We start from the raw sequence: 20,771 nt of genomic DNA, 5'->3' as shown, positions 1-20,771 counted from the left end.
GCTTGCCGGTTCGCAGCTGCCCCGGAAGGCAGTTGGCACATGTCTAATGGGAGTTCCAATGAATCTGCCGCTGATTCTCAATCTGCTGGTGTTCCTCGCCCTGCTCGTCGCACTGGCGCAAACCCGTCACACGACGTGGAGCCTGGCGAAAAAAGTCCTGCTCGCCCTGGTGTTGGGCGTGGTGTTCGGTGTCGCCTTGCACACCGTTTACGGTGCCGGCAACCCGGTGCTGAAAGCCTCGATCGGCTGGTTCGATCTGGTGGGCAACGGTTACGTGCAGTTGCTGCAAATGATCGTGATCCCGCTGGTGTTCGCCTCGATCCTCAGCGCCGTGGCCCGTCTGCACAACGCTTCATCGCTGGGCAAAATCAGTTTCCTGACCATCGGCACGCTGCTGTTCACCACCGCCATTGCGGCGCTGATCGGTATCGGTTTGACCAACCTGTTCGGCCTGACCGCTGAAGGCCTGGTCGCCGGCACACAGGAAATGGCCCGCCTGCAAACCATTCAGACCGACTACGCAGGCAAGGTCGCGGACCTGAATGTGCCACAGCTGTTGCTGTCGTTCATCCCGCAAAACCCGTTCGCTGATCTGGCGCGCGCCAAGCCGACGTCGATCATCAGCGTGGTGATATTCGCCGCGTTCCTCGGGGTCGCCGCGCTGCAACTGCTGAAGGATGACGTCGAAAAAGGTCAGAAAGTGATCAACGCCATCGACACCCTGCAAGCCTGGGTGATGCGTCTGGTGCGTCTGGTGATGAAGCTGACTCCGTACGGCGTACTGGCGCTTATGACCAAAGTGGTCGCCGGTTCCAACCTGCAAGACATCATCAAGCTCGGCAGTTTTGTCGTGGTGTCCTACATCGGCCTGGGCCTGATGTTTGTAGTCCATGGCGTGCTGGTGTCGGTAGCCGGGATCAACCCGCTGCGGTTCTTCCGCAAAATCTGGCCGGTGCTGACGTTTGCTTTCACCAGCCGCTCCAGCGCGGCGACGATTCCGCTGAGCATCGAAGCGCAGACCAGCCGTCTGGGCATTCCGCAATCCATCGCCAGTTTCGCCGCTTCGTTCGGCGCGACCATTGGCCAAAACGGCTGTGCGGGTTTGTATCCGGCGATGTTGGCAGTGATGGTGGCGCCGACCGTGGGCATCAACCCGCTCGACCCGCTGTGGATCGCAACGCTGGTGGCGATTGTGACCTTGAGTTCGGCCGGTGTGGCCGGCGTGGGCGGTGGTGCGACGTTCGCGGCGCTGATCGTGCTGCCGGCGATGGGTTTGCCGGTTTCACTGGTGGCGTTGCTGATCTCGGTTGAGCCGCTGATTGATATGGGGCGTACGGCGTTGAACGTGAGTGGTTCGATCACGGCCGGGGCGATTACCAGCCAGATCATGCAGCAGACCGATAAAGATTTGCTGGATGCGGATGAGCATGCGGAGTTGGCTCACGCATAAGTTCTTTAGCACCTGATCTGGCCTCATCGCCAGCAGGCTGGCTCCCACAGGGATTTTGGGTGTTCACACAATCTGTGTTTCACCTCAAACCCACTGTGGGAGCCAGCCTGCTGGCGATGCTTTTAGATTTTTTCCCAAACCTCGAAGTTGTACGCAGGTTTGTCGCCTTCAGCCGGATTCGGCACATTCGACACCAGCTTCCACTGCTTCAAATCAAACTCCGGAAACCACGCATCCCCTTCCGGGCTCAGTGCCACGCGCGTCAGATACAACCGATCAGCCTGCGCCAACCCCTGCGCATACAACTGCGCCCCGCCAATCAACATCAACTCATCAACGCCCTGCTCTTTCGCCCATTCTTCCGCGCGAACCACGGCAGCCTCCAGCGACGGATAAACCTCCGCGCCTTCCAGCACCAGATCCGCCTGACGGCTGACCACGATGTTCAACCGGCCCGGCAGCGGGCGACCGAGGGAATCCCAGGTCTTGCGACCCATGATGATCGGCTTGCCCAAGGTGGTGGCCTTGAAGTATTTGAAGTCCCCCGGCAAGTGCCAGGGCATGCTGTTGTCGACGCCGATCACACGGTTTTCACCGAGGGCTGCGATCAGGCTGAGGGGGAGTGATTTAGTCATGCCGGCGAGGATACCAGAGGCTCCGCTTCTCGCAACGTAGCCCCCCGACAAGCGCGACAGCGGTTATGCTCACAACTCAATTGAGCGACGGGATGCCGCGTGACTGAACTGAATACCCTCTGGCTGACGGAAACCATTCGCCTGCGCGAAGAACATGCCGGCCCTCTGGATGATCTGGAAGCCAACCGAGTGGCTCGCACGGCGGGCGGCGATCTGCCGACACGGATTTCGCGCCGCGCCTTATGGCTGGCCCAGCGCGATGGACTGACCGAAGCACTCAGGCATTGGCTGCAAGGTGCGCGACTGGCGCTGTTGGTGTTGGCCGTGCTGGCCGTGGTCAGCGGCGCCGGCCTGGCGTTTGCCGCGCTGGGCGACGGGCAAACGCCGGTCAATGTGTTTTGGGCCTTGGGCAGCTTGCTCGGGCTGAACCTGATTCTGCTGCTGAGCTGGGCGCTGGGCCTGGTGTTTGCCGGTGAGCACGGCGCGACGCTGGGACGCTTGTGGTTGTGGCTCAGCGAAAAACTCGCCCGCGACGCCAAAGCCGCGCAACTGGCGCCCGCCCTGCTGTTGCTGCTGCAACGACAGAAACTCAATCGCTGGGCGCTCGGTGTGCTGGTCAATGGCTTGTGGTTGCTGGTGATGCTCAGTGCGTTGGTGATTGTGCTGATGCTGATGGCGACCCGGCGCTACGGCTTCGTCTGGGAAACCACCATCCTTGGCGGCGACACGTTCGTCGTCATGACTCAGGCTCTGGGCGCCCTGCCGGCTCTGTTGGGTTTCAGCGTGCCCACCGTGGAAATGATCCGCGCCAGTGGCGATGCCGCACTGAACATTGAAAGCGCTCGTCAGGCCTGGGCCGCGTGGCTGGTGGGCGTATTGCTGGTCTACGGGGTTTTGCCGAGGTTGTTGTTGGCGCTGTTGTGCCTGTGGCGCTGGAAAAGTGGTCGCGCCAGATTACGTCTGGACCTGAACCTGCCCGGTTACGCGCAACTGCGCGAACGCCTGATGCCCACCAGCGAACGCCTGGGCATCAGCGATGCGGCACCTGCGCAGCTTCATCACGTGGAAAGCGGCGTCAGCGAACTGCAAAGCGACGGCGCGTTGCTGGTGGCCATCGAGCTGGACGATCAACGGCCATGGCCGCCACCGCTGCCGAAAACCGTGAACGACGCGGGCGTCCTCGACAGTCGCGAATCGCGCCACAAACTCTTGGAACAACTCAGCCGTTTCCCCCCGGCCCGCCTGGCCATCGCCTGCGATCCAAGGCGTTCGCCGGACCGCGGCAGCCTCGCGCTGATCGCCGAACTGGCCCGCAACGCCAGCGCCACCCGCGTCTGGTTGCTGCAAGCGCCGCCCGGCGAAGCGTTGGATGCCGAGCGCCTCGGCGACTGGCACGTGGCGCTGCAACAGTTGGAGCTGCCCTTCGCCGATTGCGCGCCGCTGAACTGGCTGGAGACCGGTCATGACTAATCCGTGGAAAGCGCCGTTGAAGCTCGCCGTGGTCGGTCACACCAACGTCGGCAAAACCTCGTTGCTGCGCACGCTGACCCGTGATGTCGGTTTCGGCGAAGTCTCCCATCGCCCGAGCACCACGCGGCACGTCGAAGGCGCGCGGTTGTCGGTGGACGGCGAGCCCTTGCTCGACCTGTTCGACACGCCGGGCCTGGAAGACGCCATCGCCCTGCTCGACTACCTCGAACGCCTGGAACGCCCCGGTGAACGCCTCGACGGTCCGGCGCGACTGGCGCGTTTTCTTGAAGGCAGCGAAGCGCGGCAGCGGTTCGAACAGGAAGCCAAGGTGCTGCGGCAACTGCTCACCTGCGACGCCGGCCTCTATGTGATCGACGCCCGCGAACCGGTGCTTTCCAAGTACCGCGACGAACTGGAAGTGCTGGCCAGCTGCGGCAAACCGTTGCTACCGGTGCTGAATTTCGTCAGCAGCGCCAACCACCGCGAGCCGGATTGGCGTGAAGCGTTGGCGCGTCTGGGTTTGCATGCCCTGGTGCGTTTCGACAGCGTGGCGCCGCCGGAGGATGGCGAGCGGCGGCTTTATGAAAGCCTCGCGCTGTTGCTGGAAAATTCTCGCGAGCAACTGGAACGCTTGATCGCCGATCAACAGGCCCAGCGTCTGGCCCGGCAACAAAGCGCGGCGCGGTTGATTGCCGAATTGTTGATCGATTGTGCGGCGTGTCGGTGCAGCGTGGTCAGCGACGCCAAGCAGGAACAACAGGCGATCAGCGAACTGCGCAAAGCCGTTCGCCAACGGGAACAGCGTTGTGTCGAGGCGCTGCTCAAGCTCTACGCCTTCCGCCCGCAAGACGCGGCAGCCAGTGATCTGCCGCTGCTCGATGGCCGCTGGGGTGATGACCTGTTCAACCCGGAAACCCTCAAGCAACTGGGCGTGCGCGTCGGCGGCGGCATCGCGGCGGGTGCGGCCGCCGGGGCCGGGGTGGATTTGCTGGTCGGCGGCTTGACCCTCGGCGCGGCGGCGTTGGCCGGCGCGATTGCCGGCGGCGCCCTGCAAACCGCGCGCAGTTACGGCAGCCGGTTGCTGGGCAAGATTAAAGGCCAGCGTGAATTGACGGTCGATGACAGCGTGTTGCGGTTGTTGGCATTACGGCAGCGGCAGTTGCTTCAGGCGCTGAATGCGCGTGGGCATGCGGCGATGGACAGCATCCAGGTCGCTACGCCACAGGACAAGAGCTGGCGCGAAGGCAAACTGCCCGAAGCCCTGAACAAGGCTCGGGCACATCCGCAGTGGTCGTCGCTGAATCCACACGCGAAGTTGAATCAGGCGGAGCGGCAGGAGCAGATCGAGGTGTTGGCGCAGCAGCTCTGAATTTGCGGCGTCGGCTCTGACCCCATCGCGAGCAGGCTCACTCCCACAAGGAGTACGCGTTCCCCTGTGGGAGCGAGCCTGCTCGCGATGGGCGCAACTCGGTTCCAGGTGTCTACGCCGCCAACAGCCGCAACGCCTTCTCCTTCAAAACGTCGAGATCAATCACCGGCACCCACATTTCCTTGGCCAACTCATCCCAGTGCCGCATGCGCAAACTGACGGCGCACAACGGATCCTGTTCGAAAGCCTCAGCCTCAGCCTCGGTCATCACCCCGCCCTGATACTCCAGGGTCCGACGGCTGGCTTCACTCAGTCGCTCGTAGTACCCAGGCGTTTTGAGTGTCAGATAACGCTTGGCCTGAACGTGGTATTCCACCAGCCGCGCCATGCGTTCACTGAAACCTGCGCGACGCAGGTAATCGGCGCCCAGCCGCTCGTGGCTGACCACGCCGAAGCCGCCCATGTTCGGCGCGCTGTCGGCGCAGATGTGCCCGATGTCGTGGAAGAACGCCGCCAGCACCACTTCATCATCGAAGCCTTCCGCCATGGCCAGTTGTGCGGCCTGGGACATGTGCTCGATCTGCGACACCGGCTCGCCGATGTAATCGCTGTCGCCAAAGCGCTCATACAGCCCAAACACCTCGTCGATCACTTGCGTTTTGCGGTCCATCAACGCTCTCCCAATAACGTCGCGACATTACGTTCGGCCATTGCCGGCCCGACACTCATGCCGACGCCGGTGTGCATCAGTGCCACGCTCACGCCCGGCATCGGCCGCAGGAACGAAAACGGTCCTGGCCCTCGGGAACCATAGACCCCCTGCCAGCGCTCGACCACTTGCACTTTGCAGCCCAGCGTCTGCTCAGCCAGTTCGATCATCCAGTCATCCACCTGCTCGGCATTGAACGGTGACGGATCACTGCCGTAGTGGTGGGAATCGCCGATGATCAGCTCGCCGTGAGGTGTCGGGCTGATCAGCAGGTGAATGCCGTTTTCGTGCAGGTGCGGTTGCTCGCGCAGGATCTGCGCCTGCACTGCCGCTGCTTCCGGCAGATCGGCGAAGGCGCCGTAATGCACACAACTCAAACCGGTGAGCAGCGCATGTTGCAGGTTGAGGTTGATCTGCGGGCGGGCGCGGAGCATTTGCAGGCGGCAGATTTGCGGGTTGAGCGCGGCAATCGACTCGGCCAGCAAGGTCTGATAATCGTGACCGGAGCAGACGATGATGTGCTCGGCGTTGAAGGTGCCGGCGGTGCTGTGCAAGCGGCCCGGTTCGATGTCGCGCACGAGGGTGGAGAAGTGAAACTCGACGTTCATTTCGCGGCGCAGGTAATCGATCAACGCCGGGATTGCTTCGCGGGAATACAGTTGCTGATCGTCCATCCCGTGCAGCGCAGCGCGGTGATGGCGGAATTGGCCGCCGTACAGATCGCGCAATGCGGCACCGCGCAACAGCTCGACGCGGTAATCGTGTTCCACGGCGCGGCCGGCGCAAAATACTTCCAGCAGGTGTTCTTCGGCTTCTGTGCGGGCAAACAGGTATGAGCCGTTGCGCTTGAGTTGCAGGCCGGCCAGTTGCGCCCATTGGCCCCAGATCTCGCGGCTGGCTTTGGCCAGTTCGAGCATCGGGCCTGGTGGTTGGCCGGTGACGAGAGCCTGGCCAAAGTTGCGCACCGAGGCGCCCAAGGGCGTTTCGCTGCGTTCAAAAACCGTGACTTTCAAGCCGCGCCTGGCGGCGGCGTAGGCGTGGGACAAGCCGAGGATGCCGGCGCCTACGATCAGCAGGTCGTTGTGTTGTGTCATGAGGATTTTGTCCTGAATTCAAGACCGCTATCGCGAGCAGGCTCACTCCCACATTTGATCGGGGATAACCCTGAATCTCCATCCACTGGAGATCTAATGTGAAAGCAGGTTCCCCCCCAATCTCCATCCACTGGAAATCTAATGTAGGAGTGAGCCTGCTCGCGATGAGGCCATGTCAGCCAATAAAGATCTTACTTGGCAGCCACTTTCTCGGACTTGCCGTCATAGCGCTTGCGCCACTCGGTCAGGATTTCGTCGCGATTCTTCGACGCCCAGGCGAAGTCGTTCTTGATCAGGCGCTGCTCGTAATCCGCTGGCAATTCAGTCTGCGGCTTGGCGATACCCGGCTGAGCGAGGACGGCGAAGTTCTCTTTGTACAGCTCCATCGCCGCAGGGCTGGCCGAGAAGTCTGCCAGTTTCTTCGCCGCGTCTTCATGCGGTGTGCCCTTGATCACAGCCGTTGCTTCGATCTCCCAACCCAGGCCTTCTTTCGGCAGGATGATGTCCAGCGGTGCGCCCTGGCGCTTCAACTGAACAGCCGGGTATTCAAAGGAAATACCAATCGGGAATTCACCCGCCGCTGCCAGTTTGCAAGGCTTGGAACCGGAGTGAACGTACTGGCCGATGTTCTGGTGCAGGTCGTCCATGTACTGCCAGCCCTGCTTCTCGCCGAAGGTTTGCAGCCAGGCGCTGACGTCGAGGAAACCGGTGCCGGACGAGGTCGGGTTCGGCATCACGATTTTGCCTTTGTACTCAGGCTTGGTCAGGTCCTGCCAGCTCACGGGTTTGGTCAAACCCTGCTTCTCCGCTTCGACGGTGTTGAAGCAAATGGTCGCGGCCCACACGTCCATGCCAACCCAGGCTGGCGGGTTGGCGGCGTCGCGGTAGTTGCCGCCGATCTTGCCGAGGTCCTTCGGCGCGTAGCTTTGCAGCATGCCTTGCTGATCGAGAATCGCCAGGCTCGACGCCGCCAGGCCCCAGACGGCGTCAGCCTGCGGGCGGGCTTTTTCGGCCAGCAGTTTGGCGGTGATGATGCCGGTGGAATCACGCACCCACTTGATCTCGACGTCCGGGTTGGCTTTTTCGAAGGCTTCTTTGTAGGTCTTCAGTTGTTCGGCTTCGAGGGCGGTGTACACCGTCAACTCGGTTTTCGCCGCGAAGGCGTTCAGGCTGAAAGCGGTGAGGACAGCAGCGGCCAGGGCCAGGGGCTTGAACATGATCTTTTCCTGTTTTGAGTTGAGGTTGCGGGAGTGGAAATCAGTGACCGGGCGCGGTTTGCCGCCAGGCTTGGGAGCGGCGCAGCAAACCGCGCGAGGCCCAGGCCAGCAGCAGGGACACGCCCGCCGAGGTGAACAGAATCAGGGTCGACATCGCCGCCGCGCCGCCGACGTTGCCGGCGTCGTCCATGTTCAGTACCGCCACCGCTGCGAGGATGGTGTCGGGGCTGTAGAGGAAGATCGCCGCCGAAACGGTGGTCATGGCCGAGACGAACAGGTAGCGCACGATGTCCAGCAGCGCCGGCATGCAGATCGGCACGGTGACCCGCAGGTAATGCCGGTACAGCGGCGCCTTGAGCGACAGCGCGGCGGCTTCGAACTCGGCGTCGAGTTGGCGCAACGCCGTGGTCGCGGTCATTTGCGCGGTGGTCAAATAGTGAGCAATGGTGCAGACCACCAGCAGGGTCATGGTCCCGTAGAGCACATGCAGCGGGTTGTCGCTGAGGTTGAAGAAGAAGACATAACCCAGGCCCAGCACCAGACCCGGCACCGCCATCGGTACGAAACTGAGCATGCGCAATGTCAGATTCAGTCCGCGCTGGCCCTTGGTTTTTTCCATCAGGTAGGCGCCGGTGAAGATCAGCACGCTGCCGATCAACGCCGTGCACAGGGCCATCTTCACGCTGTTGCCGTAGGCCAGCCAACCGCCGCCCGCCGTATCGTTGAACTGGTAATGGCTGAGCGACAGCGACAGGTTGTACGGCCAGAATTTCACCAGCGACGAGAACACCGCCATGCCAAACACCAGCAGCAACACCGCACAGATCAGCAGCACGATGGCCAGGTAGCAGCCGTCGCGCAGTTTCGACGGTGCCGGTTGAAAGACCTGCGCCCGACCGCTCATGGAATCGCCGTGACGCCGACGTAACCACGCATCGACACCAAAGCTGAACAGCGCCGGCAGCAGCAGGACCATGCCGATCAATGCACCGCGACCGAATTGTTGCTGACCGACCACGGCTTTGTAGGCTTCCAGCGCCAGCACCTGATAGTCGCCACCGACCACCACGGGCACGCCGAAATCGGTGATGGTCAGGGTGAAGACGAGGCAGAACGCGGCGAACACCGCCTGACGCGTCGCCGGCCAGGTGATGCTGCGGAAGGCTTTCGCCGGACTGGCGCCCATGCTGGAGGCGGCATCGAACAGTCGCGCATCCGCCAGGGACAGCGCCGACAGCAGAATCATCAAGGCGTGTGGGAAGGTGTAGATGACCTCGCCCAGAACAATGCCCCAGAAGCCGTAGATATTGTCCGAAAGCAAACCGCGCAACATGCCTTGGTTACCGAACAGATAAACCAGCGCAATGCCCGGCAACATCGACGGCGCCATCAATGGCAACAGCGACATGCCACGCCAGATACCTTTGCCCGGAATCAGGGTGCGTTGCAGCGCGTAGGCAAAGAGGTAGGCCAGCGGTACGACAATCGCCGCGACGCTGAGGGACACTTTCAGGCTATTGCCGAGCAACCAGTGGAAATTCGCACTGGTGACCAGTTCACGGGCAGCCACCAGACCACCGCCCTGCCCGGCCTCCGAACTGAAGCCACGCCAGAAGATCGCCAGCAACGGCATCAGCACCGCGACGCCGAGCAACACCAATAAAAGGACTTTGCCGCCGACCACGAACACCCGGTCGCCGATCTCGGCACGGGAGGTCTGCCGAACCTGCTTGTGCGGTATCGGCAGCGCGATGTTCGCGCTCATCAGGCGAACACCTGCAGGCTGCGCGGCGGCAAGGCGACCATGATCTGCTGTGCGCCGAGGCGTGGCATGGCTTCCGGCGCCAGTTCTGCCAGCAACGCGTGGCCCGGCAGTTGATCGAGCTCGAAGCTCATGCGGCAGCGATTGCCGAGAAAGGTGATTTCACGAACCTTGGCCGGGAACAGGTTTTCTTCATGCACCAGCGGGTTGACGTTGATCGCCTCGGGCCGGCAGAACAAACGACCCGACGCGGTTTTCGCGCTGCCATCCGCCAGGCGCATGTTCATCCCGCCGACCTGTGCATGACTGTCGCTGCTGCGCTGGAAGGGCAGCCAGTTGCCCTGGCCGACAAACTCCGCCACGAACGGCGTGGCCGGGCGGTCGTAGATTTCCTGCGGCGTGGCGTACTGCTCGACCTTGCCGTTGTTCATCACGGCGATGCGGTCGGCCATCAGCATGGCCTCGTCCTGATTGTGGGTGACCATCAGCGTGGTGATGCCGAGGCTGCGCTGCAGTTGGCGCAATTCGGTGCACAGGTGCTCGCGGACCCGGGCATCGAGGGCGGACATTGGCTCGTCCAGCAACAACAACGAAGGCGCCGGCGCCAGGGCGCGGGCCAGTGCGACACGTTGCTGCTGACCGCCGGACAATTGACCGGGGTACTTTTTCTCACTGCCGGTCAGGCCGACCAGTTCCAGCATCTGACCGACGCGCTTGCGCACTTCGTCGCGACCGCTGCCGGCGAGGCCGTAGGCAATGTTCGCTTCGACGGTGAGATTGGGGAACAACGCGTAGGACTGGAACAGAATGCCGTAGTCCCGCGCCTGAGGTGCCAGGTGCGAAACGTCGCGATCACCGAGGTACAACTCGCCGCTGTCCTGTTTCTCCAGACCGGCGATGCAACGCAGCAAGGTGGTCTTGCCACAGCCCGACGGCCCCAGCAGACACACCAGTTCACCGGCCGCCACGTCGAGGGAAACGTTATCCAGCGCAGTGAAAGCGCCGAAGCGTTTCTGCACGCCGCGCACCTTCATCGGGGCACCGGGGTTGGTCAGGGCAGTTGCGATCGAGTGGTTCATGGACGGGCCTCATCAAGCAGATGAAGGCCATCCTAGGGATGTAATGCGTCCGTCATGTGGCAGTGAGGCCAAAACGGCTGATAGTGGTATTCAAGGATTTTGGTTGGGGTTAATGGTGACTGGTCTGGCGCCTTCGCGGGCAAGCCTCGCTCCTACAGAGAAATGCGTTCCCCTGTAGGAGCGAGGCTTGCCCGCGAAGAGGCCCTCAGAGTCACCGCAAAACTCAGGCCGGGGCCATTTCCTGCGCCAACCCCAGGAACGCCGCCGGCAACCGCGCGCCTTTGCGTTCCTTGAGGCAGTACAAATACTCTGGAATCTGCGGCGCATTCTCGATGGTCAGCACACGCAGCTGCGGATCGTGCGGCACTTCCTGCCGGGCAATGATGCTGATCCCGATGTTGCGCAGCACCGCTTCGCGGATCGATTCACGGCTGCCGATCTCCAGCAACGGCCCGAAACTCACCCCGGCGCTGGCTAGCAATTCTTCGGTCAGGCGCCGAGTGGTCGAGCCTGACTCGCGCATCAACAACGTGTGCCCGGCCAACGCGCTAAGCGGCACATGATCGTGCACCGCCAACGGATGATTGCGATGCACCGCCAACACCAGCGGATCGCTGCCGAGCACCCGCCGAATCAGTCGCGCATCATCGAGCAGCTGCGAGGACGCGGCGACATCCACCCGGTAATCCTCCAACGCTTCCAGCACCTGCTGAGAGTTGCCGATCTCCACCGACACTTCCACCTGCGGCAAGCGCTCGCGGAAGGTCTTCACCAGATCGAGGATGTAATACGGCGCCGTGGCGGCGATGCGCAAAGTGCCCTGGACCTGGCCGCTGTTACGCAGGAAAAACTCGATGTCGGCTTCCTGCTGCAACAGCGTCTTGACCATCGGCAGCAGCCGCGCACCTTCATCACTGACGCTGAGGCGGCGACCGCCACGGTAGAACAGTTCAACCGAGTACTGGCTTTCCAGATTGCGGATTTGCGTGGTCACGGTGGGCTGGCTCAGGCCGAGCTTTTTCGCCGCCAGGGTAATGCTGCCCAGACGGGCCACCATGTAAAACGCCTTCAGCTCGGCACTCAGCACACCCGCTCCTCATCACTTACTTGCGCAACAGGCGCAAACCGTTGAACACCACCAACAGGCTCACGCCCATGTCAGCGAACACCGCCATCCACATGGTGGCGATCCCGGCGAAGGTTACCCCAAGAAAGATAGCCTTGATGACCAAAGCGAGGGCGATGTTCTGTTTGAGGATGCTCGACGTCTGCCGCGACAGGCGGATGAACGTGGGGATTTTGCGCAGATCGTCGTCCATCAGGGCGACATCGGCGGTTTCGATGGCGGTATCGGTACCGGCGGCAGCCATCGCAAAACCGATTTCTGCCCGGGCCAGTGCCGGGGCATCGTTGATGCCATCACCGACCATGCCGACGCTATGGCCCTGTGCATAAAGGGCTTCGATGGCTTGCAGTTTATCGGTGGGCAGCAGATCGCCCTTGGCTTCGTCGATGCCGACTTGTGCGGCAATCGCCTGGGCGGTGTGGACGTTGTCGCCAGTGAGCATCAGGGTTTTGATGCCCAGGTCATGCAGTTGCTGGATCGCTTCGCGGCTGGATTCCTTGACCGTATCGGCCACGGCGAACAGCGCCAGCGGGCCGGATTTGTCGAGCAGCAACACCACCGACTTGCCCTGTTTTTCCAGCGCAAACAGCTTTTCTTCCAAGGCGGGCGAGCACAGGTTCAGCTCTTCGACCAAACGGTGGTTGCCCAAGTGGTAGACCTGACCGTTGATTTCACCGCGTACCCCGCGACCGGCCAGGGCTTCGAAGTTATCCACAACGAGCGGTGCAAAGGCTTTATCCACAGCGGCGTTGGCAATGGCCAGCGACACCGGGTGGTCCGAGCGCACGGCCAATGCCGCCGCAATTCCCGGTGCCGAGGCATCAGCGGTTGGGTCAAGCGACAGGTAATCGGTCTGCACCGGTTTGCCGTGGGTGATCGTGCCGGTCTTATCCAGCGCCAGGTAATCGAGCTTGTAACCGCCCTCCAGATAAACGCCGCCCTTGACCAGAATCCCCTTGCGCGCCGCCGCCGCGAGGCCGCTGACGATGGTCACTGGCGTCGAGATCACCAGCGCACACGGACAAGCGACCACCAGCAGTACCAACGCGCGATAGATCCAGTCGAACCAGACTGCACCCATGAACAGCGGCGGAATTACCGCGACGGCCAGAGCCAGGGCGAATACGGCCGGTGTGTAGATTTTTGAAAACTGGTCAACGAAACGCTGAGTCGGTGCCCGTGCGCCTTGCGCCTGTTCGACGGCGTGGATGATCCGCGCCAGGGTCGAATTGTTGGCGGCGGCGGTGACGGAATACTCCAGAGAACCCGCCTGATTGATGGTCCCGGCGAAAACCTTGTCGCCAAGCGTCTTCTCGACCGGCAGGCTTTCACCCGTGATCGGTGCCTGATCGATGGTTGAACTGCCCGCCACCACTTCACCGTCCAGGCCGATCCGCTCGCCGGGCCGCACGCGCACCCGCGCGCCCAGCTCGATGGTTTTGACGTCCTGCAAAACCCAACTGCCATCAGCCTGCAACACCGTGGCCTGCTCCGGGGTCATCTGCATCAAACCGCTGATAGCGTTGCGCGCACGGTCCAGGGACTTGGCCTCGATCAACTCGGCCACGGTGAACAGGAACATCACCATCGCCGCTTCTGGCCACTGCCCGATCAGGATCGCGCCGGTCACCGCGATGCTCATCAACGCGTTGATGTTGAGGTTGAGGTTTTTCAGGGCGATCCAGCCCTTTTTGTAAGTGCTGAGGCCGCCGCTGAGGATCGAGACCAGCGCGATAACCGCCACGACCCAGTTGGGTGCTGCGTCGGTGAAGTGGATCACTTCGGCAGCGAGCGCGGTCACGCCGGACAGTGCCAGTGGCCACCACGGTTTTTTCTCAGGTGCCGGGGCGGGTGCTTCGACGCCCTGCTCCAACGGCTCGGCAACCATGCCCAGCGACTTGATCGCGTCGATGATCGGCGCGGTGCTCGGCAAGTCATGAGTGACGCCCAACACGCGGTTGATCAGGTTGAACTCCAGCTGCTGCACACCGGCGAGCTTGCCCAGTTTGTTCTGGATCAGCGTCTGCTCGGTCGGGCAGTCCATCGCGTCGATGCGGAAACTGCTCAGCTGCGCGTTGGCGGTGGACGTTTCGCTGAGCTTGATCAGCGACGGCGCCGCTGCTTTGGAAGAACAGCAGGAATCCCCGTGACCGCCATGGTCATGTTTCTGTACAGGCTGCAGTTTGTGGCTGTGACCAGCCTCGTGTGTGTGATCGTGTCGGGAATCGCTCATCAGGTCGCGTCCATAAGGTGCCTGTTGCCAAGTAAAGACCCTGTAGCCACTATAGGGTCAAGCACCCTTTTGGAGATTGCCGTCATGAAGATCGGAGAACTGGCCAGGCTCACGGACTGCGCCGTGGAAACCATTCGCTACTACGAGCGCGAAAACCTGCTGCCGGAGCCGGCCCGCAGCGACGGCAACTACCGCGTCTACACCCAGGCCCATGCCGAGCGCCTGACCTTCATCCGCAACTGCCGCACCCTCGACATGACGCTCGAGGAAATCCGCAGCCTGCTGGCCTTGCGCGACAGTCCGCAGGATCAATGTGAAAGCGTGAATGCGCTGATCGACGAGCACATTCATCACGTCAAGGCGCGGATCGACGGCTTGCTGGCGTTACAGGCACAACTGCTCGACCTGCGCCAACGCTGTGGCGAAGGGCCGGAGATTGATCAGTGCGGGATTTTGCAGCGGTTGGAAGTGAGTGGCGGGGTTGTGGCGACGGAGGTTGAGCATTCGCATGTGGGCCGCAGTCACGGCCATTAAGAACACCGCTTTCCCCCTGTAGGAGCGAGCCTGCTCGCGATGGTCGTCAACGATGACGCGTGCTGTCTGAAAACACGCGTCGCATTCGAACTCATCGCGAGCAGGCTCGCTCCTACAGGGGGTCGGTGTTGAGGCTTAGACCGCCATCGGCGCCGTCATCGGCGCATGGTGCTGATAACCCTCAAGCGAAAAATCACCCGGCTCGATCAACTCCAGCCACTCCGGCTGATACACGCCCGTCTTGGCAAACTCCGGCACACGATCACTGATCACCAGCTTCGGCATCGGGAACGGCTCGCGCTTGAGCTGTTCGTTCAGCATGTCCAGATGGTTTTCGTAGACGTGCGCGTCACCGATGAAATAGGTGAACCAGCGCGGCGTATAACCGGTCAGGCGACCGATCAGGCTCAACAGCGCGGCGCCTTCGGTGAGGTTGAACGGCGTGCCCAGGCCCAGGTCGTTGGAGCGGATGTAGAGGGTCAGGGAAATTTCCTTGGTCTCGACATTCGGGTGGAACTGGTACAGCAGGTGGCACGGCGGCAGGGCCATTTCATCGAGCTGCGCAACGTTCCAGCCGTGGAACAGGATGCGGCGGCTGCCCGGGTCCTTGATGATGGTGTCGACGCACTGGCGGATCTGGTCGATCGCCTTGTACAGCACCACGTAAGCCTGGCCGTCCTCTTCGCCTTCAGCGATCTGGCGGTAACCTTGCTTCAGGGTCTGCTCGATGGCGGCCTGGTTGCTGACCGGGATCTGCTTGTACGCCGGCCACTTGCGCCATTGCACGCCGTAGATCTCGCCGAGGTCGTCTTCGCCCTGGCGGAACGGGTTGGCCAGCCATTGCGCGTTTTCGTTGGCGTTCTGGTCCCAGACCTTGCAGCCCAGCGCACGGAATTCGGCGGCGTTGTTCACCCCACGCAGAAAACCGCACATCTCGCCGATGGCCGATTTGAAGGCCATCTTGCGCGTGGTGATCGCCGGAAAACCTTCTTGCAGGTCATAACGCAGCATCGCGCCCGGAAAGCTGATGGTGTTCACGCCAGTGCGGTTGGCCTGTTTGGTGCCGTTCTTGATGACGTGGGCGACCAGTTCGAGATATTGCTTCATGAGTTACCTGTGTCCTTGAACCCGGGACCAAAGCCCCGGGGTTCGAATTTATACGGCTGCCGCTGGAGTCGCCGGGGCGCGGTGATACGCCAGCCAGATCAGGAACAGCCCGCCGACGATCATCGGCACGCAGAGCACCTGGCCCATGGTCAGCCAGTTCCAGGCCAGATAGCCCAGTTGCGCGTCCGGTACGCGGACGAATTCGACGATGAAACGGAAGATGCCATAGAACAGCGCGAACATCCCGGACACCGCCATGGTCGGCCGTGGCTTGCGCGAAAACAGCCACAGGATCAGGAACAGCGCGACGCCTTCCAGCGCGAACTGATACAGCTGCGACGGGTGACGCGGCAACTGCGCCGGATCGCTGAACGGCGGGAAGATCATCGCCCACGGCACGTCGGTCGCCTTGCCCCACAATTCGGCGTTGATGAAGTTGCCGATACGCCCGGCGCCCAGGCCGATCGGCACCATCGGCGCGACGAAGTCCATCAGCTGGAAGAACGACTTGTTGTTCTTTTTACCGAACCACAACGCCGCCAGCATCACGCCGATGAAGCCGCCGTGGAACGACATGCCACCCTTCCACACTTCGAAAATCAGCGTCGGGTTGGCCAGGTAAGCGTGCAGATCGTAGAACAGCACATAGCCCAGGCGACCGCCGACGATAACGCCCATCGACATCCAGAAGACCATGTCGGAGAGCTTCTCCTTGGTCCAGGTCGGGTCGAAACGGTTGAGCCGGCGCGACGCCAGCAGCCACGCACCGCCGATGCCGATCAGGTACATCAAGCCGTACCAGTGGATTTTCAGCGGACCGATGGCCAGGGCCACCGGGTCGATCTGCGGGTAAGGCAGCATTGCGACTCCTCGTTAGAGTTGAAAGCTTCAAAATTCCCGGGCGACGCTGCCACCTCAGGATTAAGCCAGGATTGTGCGGTGCGTCAGATCAGAAAATTCAAACCCACGCAGAACAGCAAAGCGGCGAACAGTCTTTTCAGCAACTTCGGCGACAGGCTGTGGGCCAGTCGCGCACCGAGGCGGGCGAAGACCATGCTGGTCAGGGCGATCCCCAGCAGCGCCGGCAAATAAATAAAACCGAGACTATGAGCCGGCAGCAACGGATCGTGCCAGCCCAGAATCATGAAACTTAATGCACTGGCCAGCGCGATGGGCAGACCGCACGCCGAGGACGTGGCCACCGCTTGCTGCATCGGCACGCTGCGCCAGGTCAGGAACGGCACGGTCAGCGAACCGCCGCCAATCCCGAAAATCGCCGACGCCCAGCCAATCACACTGCCAGCCACGGTCAGACCGACTTTACCCGGCACCGTTCGGCTGGCCTTGGGCTTGACGTCCAGCATCAACTGCACGGCGATGACCAGGGCAAATACGCCGATGATTTTCTGCAGGTTTGGCCCGGAGATCGCTTCGGCTGTCAGCGCGCCGAACCCGGCGCCGAGCAGGATGCCGACGGTCATCCAGGCAAAAATCGGCCAACGCACGGCACCGCGGCGATGATGCTCGCGCACAGCATTGACCGAGGTAAAGATGATCGTAGCCAGGGATGTGCCGACCGCCAGATGCGTCAGGATCGAGGCGTCGAAACCCTGCAAGGTGAAACTGAACACCAGCACCGGCACGATGATAATTCCGCCGCCGACGCCGAACAGGCCGGCCAGCACGCCTGCACAGGCGCCGAGCGCCAGATAGAGCAGAAATTCCATGTACGACCCCCAAAGAAGAGCGGCATGGTAACGGATGCATGGCCTTCGGCTCCACTGGATGGCGATGGATACCCGCACAATGACTGCGTAGAGTGGGCAAAAACACACAAGGACCACCTTATGTGCCTGATTGTCTTTGCCTGGCGCCCGGGTCACGCCCAGCCGCTGATCGTCGCCGCCAACCGCGACGAATTCTATGCCCGGCCCAGCCTGCCCCTGGCGCAATGGCCCGAAGCACCGCACGTCTACGCCGGTCGCGATCTGGAGGCTGGCGGCACCTGGCTCGGTGTCGGCGCCAACGGGCGCTTTGCGGCGCTGACCAATATTCGCGATCCCCATCAACCGGCCGCTCGAAAATCCCGAGGCGAACTGGTTGCGCGATTTCTCAGCGGCGACATGCCGATAGATGATTATTTGGACGACGTTGTCGGACGTTCGCTCGAATATGCCGGTTTTAACCTGCTGATCGGCAATGCCAATGAACTGTGGCACTTCAATGCCCGGGAGTCTGAAGCGGTGCTGCTGCCGGCCGGGGTGTATGGGTTATCGAATGCTGGCCTGGATACGCCGTGGCCGAAGTTGCTCAAGGCGCGAGCGGCGCTGGAAGCTGTTCTGGAGGATCCGCAGCCTGAGGCGTTATTGGCGTTGCTCAGTGATTCGCAGACAGCGCCTTTTGCAGAGCTGCCGGATACCGGGGTGGGTCTGGCGACTGAGTCGTTGTTGTCGAGTGTGTTTATTGCCAGCCAGAGTTATGGGACGCGGGCGAGTACGGCGTTGATTGTTCAGGCGGATGGGACGCGGCTGATGGTCGAACGGAGTTTCGGGCCGTATGGCGGGCATCTTGGGGAAGTGGAGATCAGGGTTTAGATTTTTGGCGTATCAGGGGACGCCATCGCCGGCAAGCCGGCTCCTACAGGATTTACGCGTTCCCTGTAGGAGCCGGCTTGCCGGCGATGAGGTCATCAGCGTTTTAGAGGGCTTTGACCGCAGCCGGGCTGACCATCTTCGCCAACCCAAGGTTCTTCAGCGCCAGTTGCAGCGAGCTGTGGATAACTTGCGGGTTGTCGATGGTCATCAGCTCCGCGAGCAATTCCTTGGCCTTGCTCAGGTTGATCTGACGCAGCATCCACTTCACCTTCGGCAGGTTGGTGGCGTTCATCGACAAACTGTCAAAGCCCATCGCCATCAGCAGCACCGCCGCCGCCGGATCACCCGCCATCTCGCCGCAGATGCTCACAGGCTTGCCTTCGGCATGGGCGTCACGCACCACGGTCTGCAACGCCTGAAGCACCGCCGGGTGCAGGTAGTCGTAGAGGTCGGCCACTCGCGGGTTGTTGCGGTCCACGGCCAGCAGGTACTGGGTCAGGTCGTTGGAACCGACCGACAGGAAGTCCACTTGCCGCGCCAGTTCCTTGGTCTGATAAACAGCCGCGGGAATTTCGATCATCACGCCAATCGGCGGCATCGGCACGTCGGTGCCTTCGTCGCGGACTTCGCCCCACGCCCGGTGAATCAGGTGCAAGGCTTCTTCGAGTTCGTGGGTGCCGGAGATCATCGGCAACAGAATCCGCAGATTGTTCAGGCCTTCGCTGGCCTTGAGCATCGCGCGGGTCTGCACCAGGAAGATTTCCGGGTGGTCGAGGGTGACGCGAATGCCGCGCCAACCGAGGAACGGGTTGTCTTCCTTGATCGGAAAGTACGACAGCGACTTGTCGCCGCCGATGTCCAGGCTGCGCATGGTCACCGGTTGCGGGTGGAACGCGGCGAGCTGTTCGCGATAGATCGCCAGCTGCTCTTTTTCGCTCGGGAAGCGCTGGTTGATCATGAACGGCACTTCGGTGCGATAAAGACCGACACCTTCGGCGCCGCGCTTTTGCGCCCGCGCCACGTCCGCCAGCAGGCCGGTGTTGACCCACAGCGGCATGCGGTGACCATCGAGGGTCACGCACGGCAGGTCGCGCAGGGAATCGAGACCGAGCGCCAGTTGTTTCTCTTCTTCCACCACCTCGGCGAACTGCTTGCGCAGCACATCGCTGGGGTTGGTGTAGACCTCGCCGCGGTTGCCGTCGACGATCAATTCGATGCCGTCGACCTTGGCATAAGGCAGGTCGACCAGACCCATCACCGTCGGGATGCCCATCGCCCGGGCGAGGATCGCGACGTGGGAGTTACCTGAACCGAGAACTGAAACCAGACCGACCAGCGTGCCTTCCGGCACCTCGCCGAGCATCGCCGGCGTCAGTTCTTCGCTGACCAGAATGGTTTTTTCCGGGTAGACCAGGTTCTGCTGACGCTCTTCCTGCAAGTAAGCGAGCAGACGGCGACCAAGGTCCTTGACGTCCGATGCGCGCTCACGCAGGTAGGCGTCGTCCATCAATTCGAAACGGTTGACGTGCTCAGTGACCACCTGGCGCAGCGCGCCCTGGGCCCACTGACCGGTCTTGATCACGGTGGTGACTTCGCTGCCGAGCGCCTCATCGGCGAGCATCATCAGGTAGACGTCGAACAGGGCGCGCTCTTCGGGGCGCAACTGCGAGGCCAGTTTGGCCGACAACGCACGCATGTCGGCGCGCACGCCTTCGATGGCGGTCTTGAACAACGCCAGTTCGGCGTCGATGTCGCTGATGGTCTTGTCCGGCACCACGTCCAGATCGGCCGGTGGCAGCATGACCACCGCCGTACCGACCGCCGCGCCCGGCGAGCCCGGCACGCCGATGAACTTGGCTTCCTGGATGCCTTTGCCCTGACGGCCCAGGCCTCGGATCGAACCGGTGGCCTCGGCGTGAGCGATAACCCCGGCGAGTTGCGCGCTCATGGTCACGAGGAAGGCTTCTTCACCTTCATCGAACTGGCGGCGTTCTTTCTGCTGAATGACCAACACGCCGACAACGCGACGGTGGTGGATGATCGGTGCCCCGAGGAATGAGGCGTAGCGCTCTTCACCGGTCTCGGCGAAGTAGCGGTAGCGCGGGTGATCCGCGGCGTTTTCGAGGTTCAGGGGTTCTTCACGCGTGCCGACCAGGCCGACCAGACCTTCGTTGGGTGCCATGCTGACTTTGCCGATCGAGCGCTTGTTCAAGCCCTCGGTCGCCATCAGCACGAAGCGGTTGGTCTCGGGGTCAAGCAGGTAGACCGAGCAGACCTGGCTGCCCATGGCCTCTTTGACGCGCAACACAATAATCCCCAACGCCGCCTTGAGATCCTTGGCGGAGTTAACTTCCTGGACGATCTTGCGCAGCGTATTGAGCATGGCTCGGGG

General features: G+C 62.0%; 17 protein-coding genes. 5 read left to right on the top strand and 12 right to left on the bottom strand.

Annotation, left to right across the window (positions count from 1 at the left end; translation table 11 throughout):
• Positions 1-58 precede the first annotated feature (58 nt).
• Positions 59-1,450, top strand: coding sequence for an L-cystine transporter (locus tag PMI32_RS22855; protein WP_008026103.1), 1,392 nt, complete (start codon positions 59-61; stop codon positions 1,448-1,450).
• Positions 1,451-1,572: 122 nt separating this feature from the next.
• On the opposite strand, the gene PMI32_RS22860 is transcribed toward PMI32_RS22855, so the two are convergent.
• Entirely contained in the window at positions 1,573-2,085 is a 513-nt protein-coding gene (locus PMI32_RS22860) for a dihydrofolate reductase (RefSeq protein ID WP_008026102.1), read from the bottom strand.
• Between the two features lie 99 nt (positions 2,086-2,184).
• On the opposite strand from PMI32_RS22860, the gene PMI32_RS22865 reads away from it, so the two are divergent.
• Positions 2,185-3,555 (top strand): DUF2868 domain-containing protein, encoded by a 1,371-nt coding sequence (locus tag PMI32_RS22865; protein ID WP_008026101.1) that lies wholly within the window; start codon positions 2,185-2,187, stop codon positions 3,553-3,555.
• A complete protein-coding gene (locus PMI32_RS22870) occupies positions 3,548-4,924 on the top strand; it encodes a GTPase/DUF3482 domain-containing protein (RefSeq protein ID WP_008026100.1) in 1,377 nt (458 codons plus the stop codon). The genes PMI32_RS22865 and PMI32_RS22870 overlap by 8 nt, the downstream gene beginning before the upstream one ends.
• Before the next feature lie 112 nt (positions 4,925-5,036).
• On the opposite strand, the gene PMI32_RS22875 is transcribed toward PMI32_RS22870, so the two are convergent.
• The 7 genes from PMI32_RS22875 to PMI32_RS22905 all read right to left on the bottom strand — a co-directional run bounded on the left by PMI32_RS22875 (position 5,037) and on the right by PMI32_RS22905 (position 14,144).
• Positions 5,037-5,594: a phosphonate degradation HD-domain oxygenase gene (locus PMI32_RS22875; RefSeq protein WP_008026099.1), complete on the bottom strand. Its 558-nt coding sequence runs from the start codon at positions 5,592-5,594 to the stop codon at positions 5,037-5,039.
• Positions 5,594-6,727: a TIGR03364 family FAD-dependent oxidoreductase gene (locus PMI32_RS22880; protein ID WP_008026098.1), complete on the bottom strand. Its 1,134-nt coding sequence runs from the start codon at positions 6,725-6,727 to the stop codon at positions 5,594-5,596. The genes PMI32_RS22875 and PMI32_RS22880 overlap by 1 nt, the downstream gene beginning before the upstream one ends.
• 191 nt (positions 6,728-6,918) lie before the next feature.
• Entirely contained in the window at positions 6,919-7,944 is a 1,026-nt protein-coding gene (locus PMI32_RS22885) for a putative 2-aminoethylphosphonate ABC transporter substrate-binding protein (protein WP_008026097.1), read from the bottom strand.
• Positions 7,945-7,984: 40 nt separating this feature from the next.
• On the bottom strand, positions 7,985-9,709 hold the full coding sequence (locus tag PMI32_RS22890; protein WP_008026096.1) for a putative 2-aminoethylphosphonate ABC transporter permease subunit: 1,725 nt from the start codon (positions 9,707-9,709) through the stop codon (positions 7,985-7,987).
• A complete protein-coding gene (locus PMI32_RS22895; protein ID WP_008026095.1) occupies positions 9,709-10,785 on the bottom strand; it encodes a putative 2-aminoethylphosphonate ABC transporter ATP-binding protein in 1,077 nt (358 codons plus the stop codon). Before PMI32_RS22895 ends, PMI32_RS22890 begins: the two co-directional genes overlap by 1 nt.
• A gap of 223 nt (positions 10,786-11,008) precedes the next feature.
• The gene (locus PMI32_RS22900) at positions 11,009-11,872 is read right to left on the bottom strand and encodes a LysR family transcriptional regulator (RefSeq protein ID WP_008026094.1); all 864 of its coding nucleotides are present in this window, start codon (positions 11,870-11,872) and stop codon (positions 11,009-11,011) included.
• Positions 11,873-11,888: 16 nt separating this feature from the next.
• The gene (locus PMI32_RS22905) at positions 11,889-14,144 is read right to left on the bottom strand and encodes a heavy metal translocating P-type ATPase (RefSeq protein WP_008026093.1); all 2,256 of its coding nucleotides are present in this window, start codon (positions 14,142-14,144) and stop codon (positions 11,889-11,891) included.
• Between the two features lie 84 nt (positions 14,145-14,228).
• Between PMI32_RS22905 and cadR the strand changes: the two genes are divergently transcribed.
• Positions 14,229-14,678 (top strand): Cd(II)/Pb(II)-responsive transcriptional regulator, encoded by a 450-nt coding sequence (cadR, locus tag PMI32_RS22910; RefSeq protein ID WP_008026092.1) that lies wholly within the window; start codon positions 14,229-14,231, stop codon positions 14,676-14,678.
• A 135-nt stretch (positions 14,679-14,813) separates the two neighbouring features.
• On the opposite strand, the gene PMI32_RS22915 is transcribed toward cadR, so the two are convergent.
• The 3 genes from PMI32_RS22915 to PMI32_RS22925 form a co-directional block, all read right to left on the bottom strand.
• On the bottom strand, positions 14,814-15,785 hold the full coding sequence (locus PMI32_RS22915; protein WP_008026091.1) for a thymidylate synthase: 972 nt from the start codon (positions 15,783-15,785) through the stop codon (positions 14,814-14,816).
• Positions 15,786-15,833: 48 nt separating this feature from the next.
• The gene (lgt, locus tag PMI32_RS22920; RefSeq protein WP_008026090.1) at positions 15,834-16,646 is read right to left on the bottom strand and encodes a prolipoprotein diacylglyceryl transferase; all 813 of its coding nucleotides are present in this window, start codon (positions 16,644-16,646) and stop codon (positions 15,834-15,836) included.
• An 83-nt stretch (positions 16,647-16,729) separates the two neighbouring features.
• Positions 16,730-17,512, bottom strand: coding sequence for a sulfite exporter TauE/SafE family protein (locus PMI32_RS22925; protein ID WP_008026089.1), 783 nt, complete (start codon positions 17,510-17,512; stop codon positions 16,730-16,732).
• A 120-nt stretch (positions 17,513-17,632) separates the two neighbouring features.
• Here PMI32_RS22925 and PMI32_RS22930 point away from each other — a divergent pair, with 120 nt between their 5' ends.
• Entirely contained in the window at positions 17,633-18,379 is a 747-nt protein-coding gene (locus PMI32_RS22930; protein ID WP_008026088.1) for an NRDE family protein, read from the top strand.
• A gap of 103 nt (positions 18,380-18,482) precedes the next feature.
• Here the strand turns inward: PMI32_RS22930 and ptsP are convergent, their stop codons facing one another.
• Positions 18,483-20,762 (bottom strand): phosphoenolpyruvate--protein phosphotransferase, encoded by a 2,280-nt coding sequence (gene ptsP / locus PMI32_RS22935; RefSeq protein ID WP_008026086.1) that lies wholly within the window; start codon positions 20,760-20,762, stop codon positions 18,483-18,485.
• Positions 20,763-20,771 lie beyond the last annotated feature (9 nt).

This window comes from Pseudomonas sp. GM60, assembly GCF_000282415.1.
Classification (GTDB): domain Bacteria; phylum Pseudomonadota; class Gammaproteobacteria; order Pseudomonadales; family Pseudomonadaceae; genus Aquipseudomonas; species Aquipseudomonas migulae.
The sequence above is the reverse complement of the archived record's forward strand: the minus strand, read 5'-3'. Positions and strand labels throughout refer to the sequence as shown.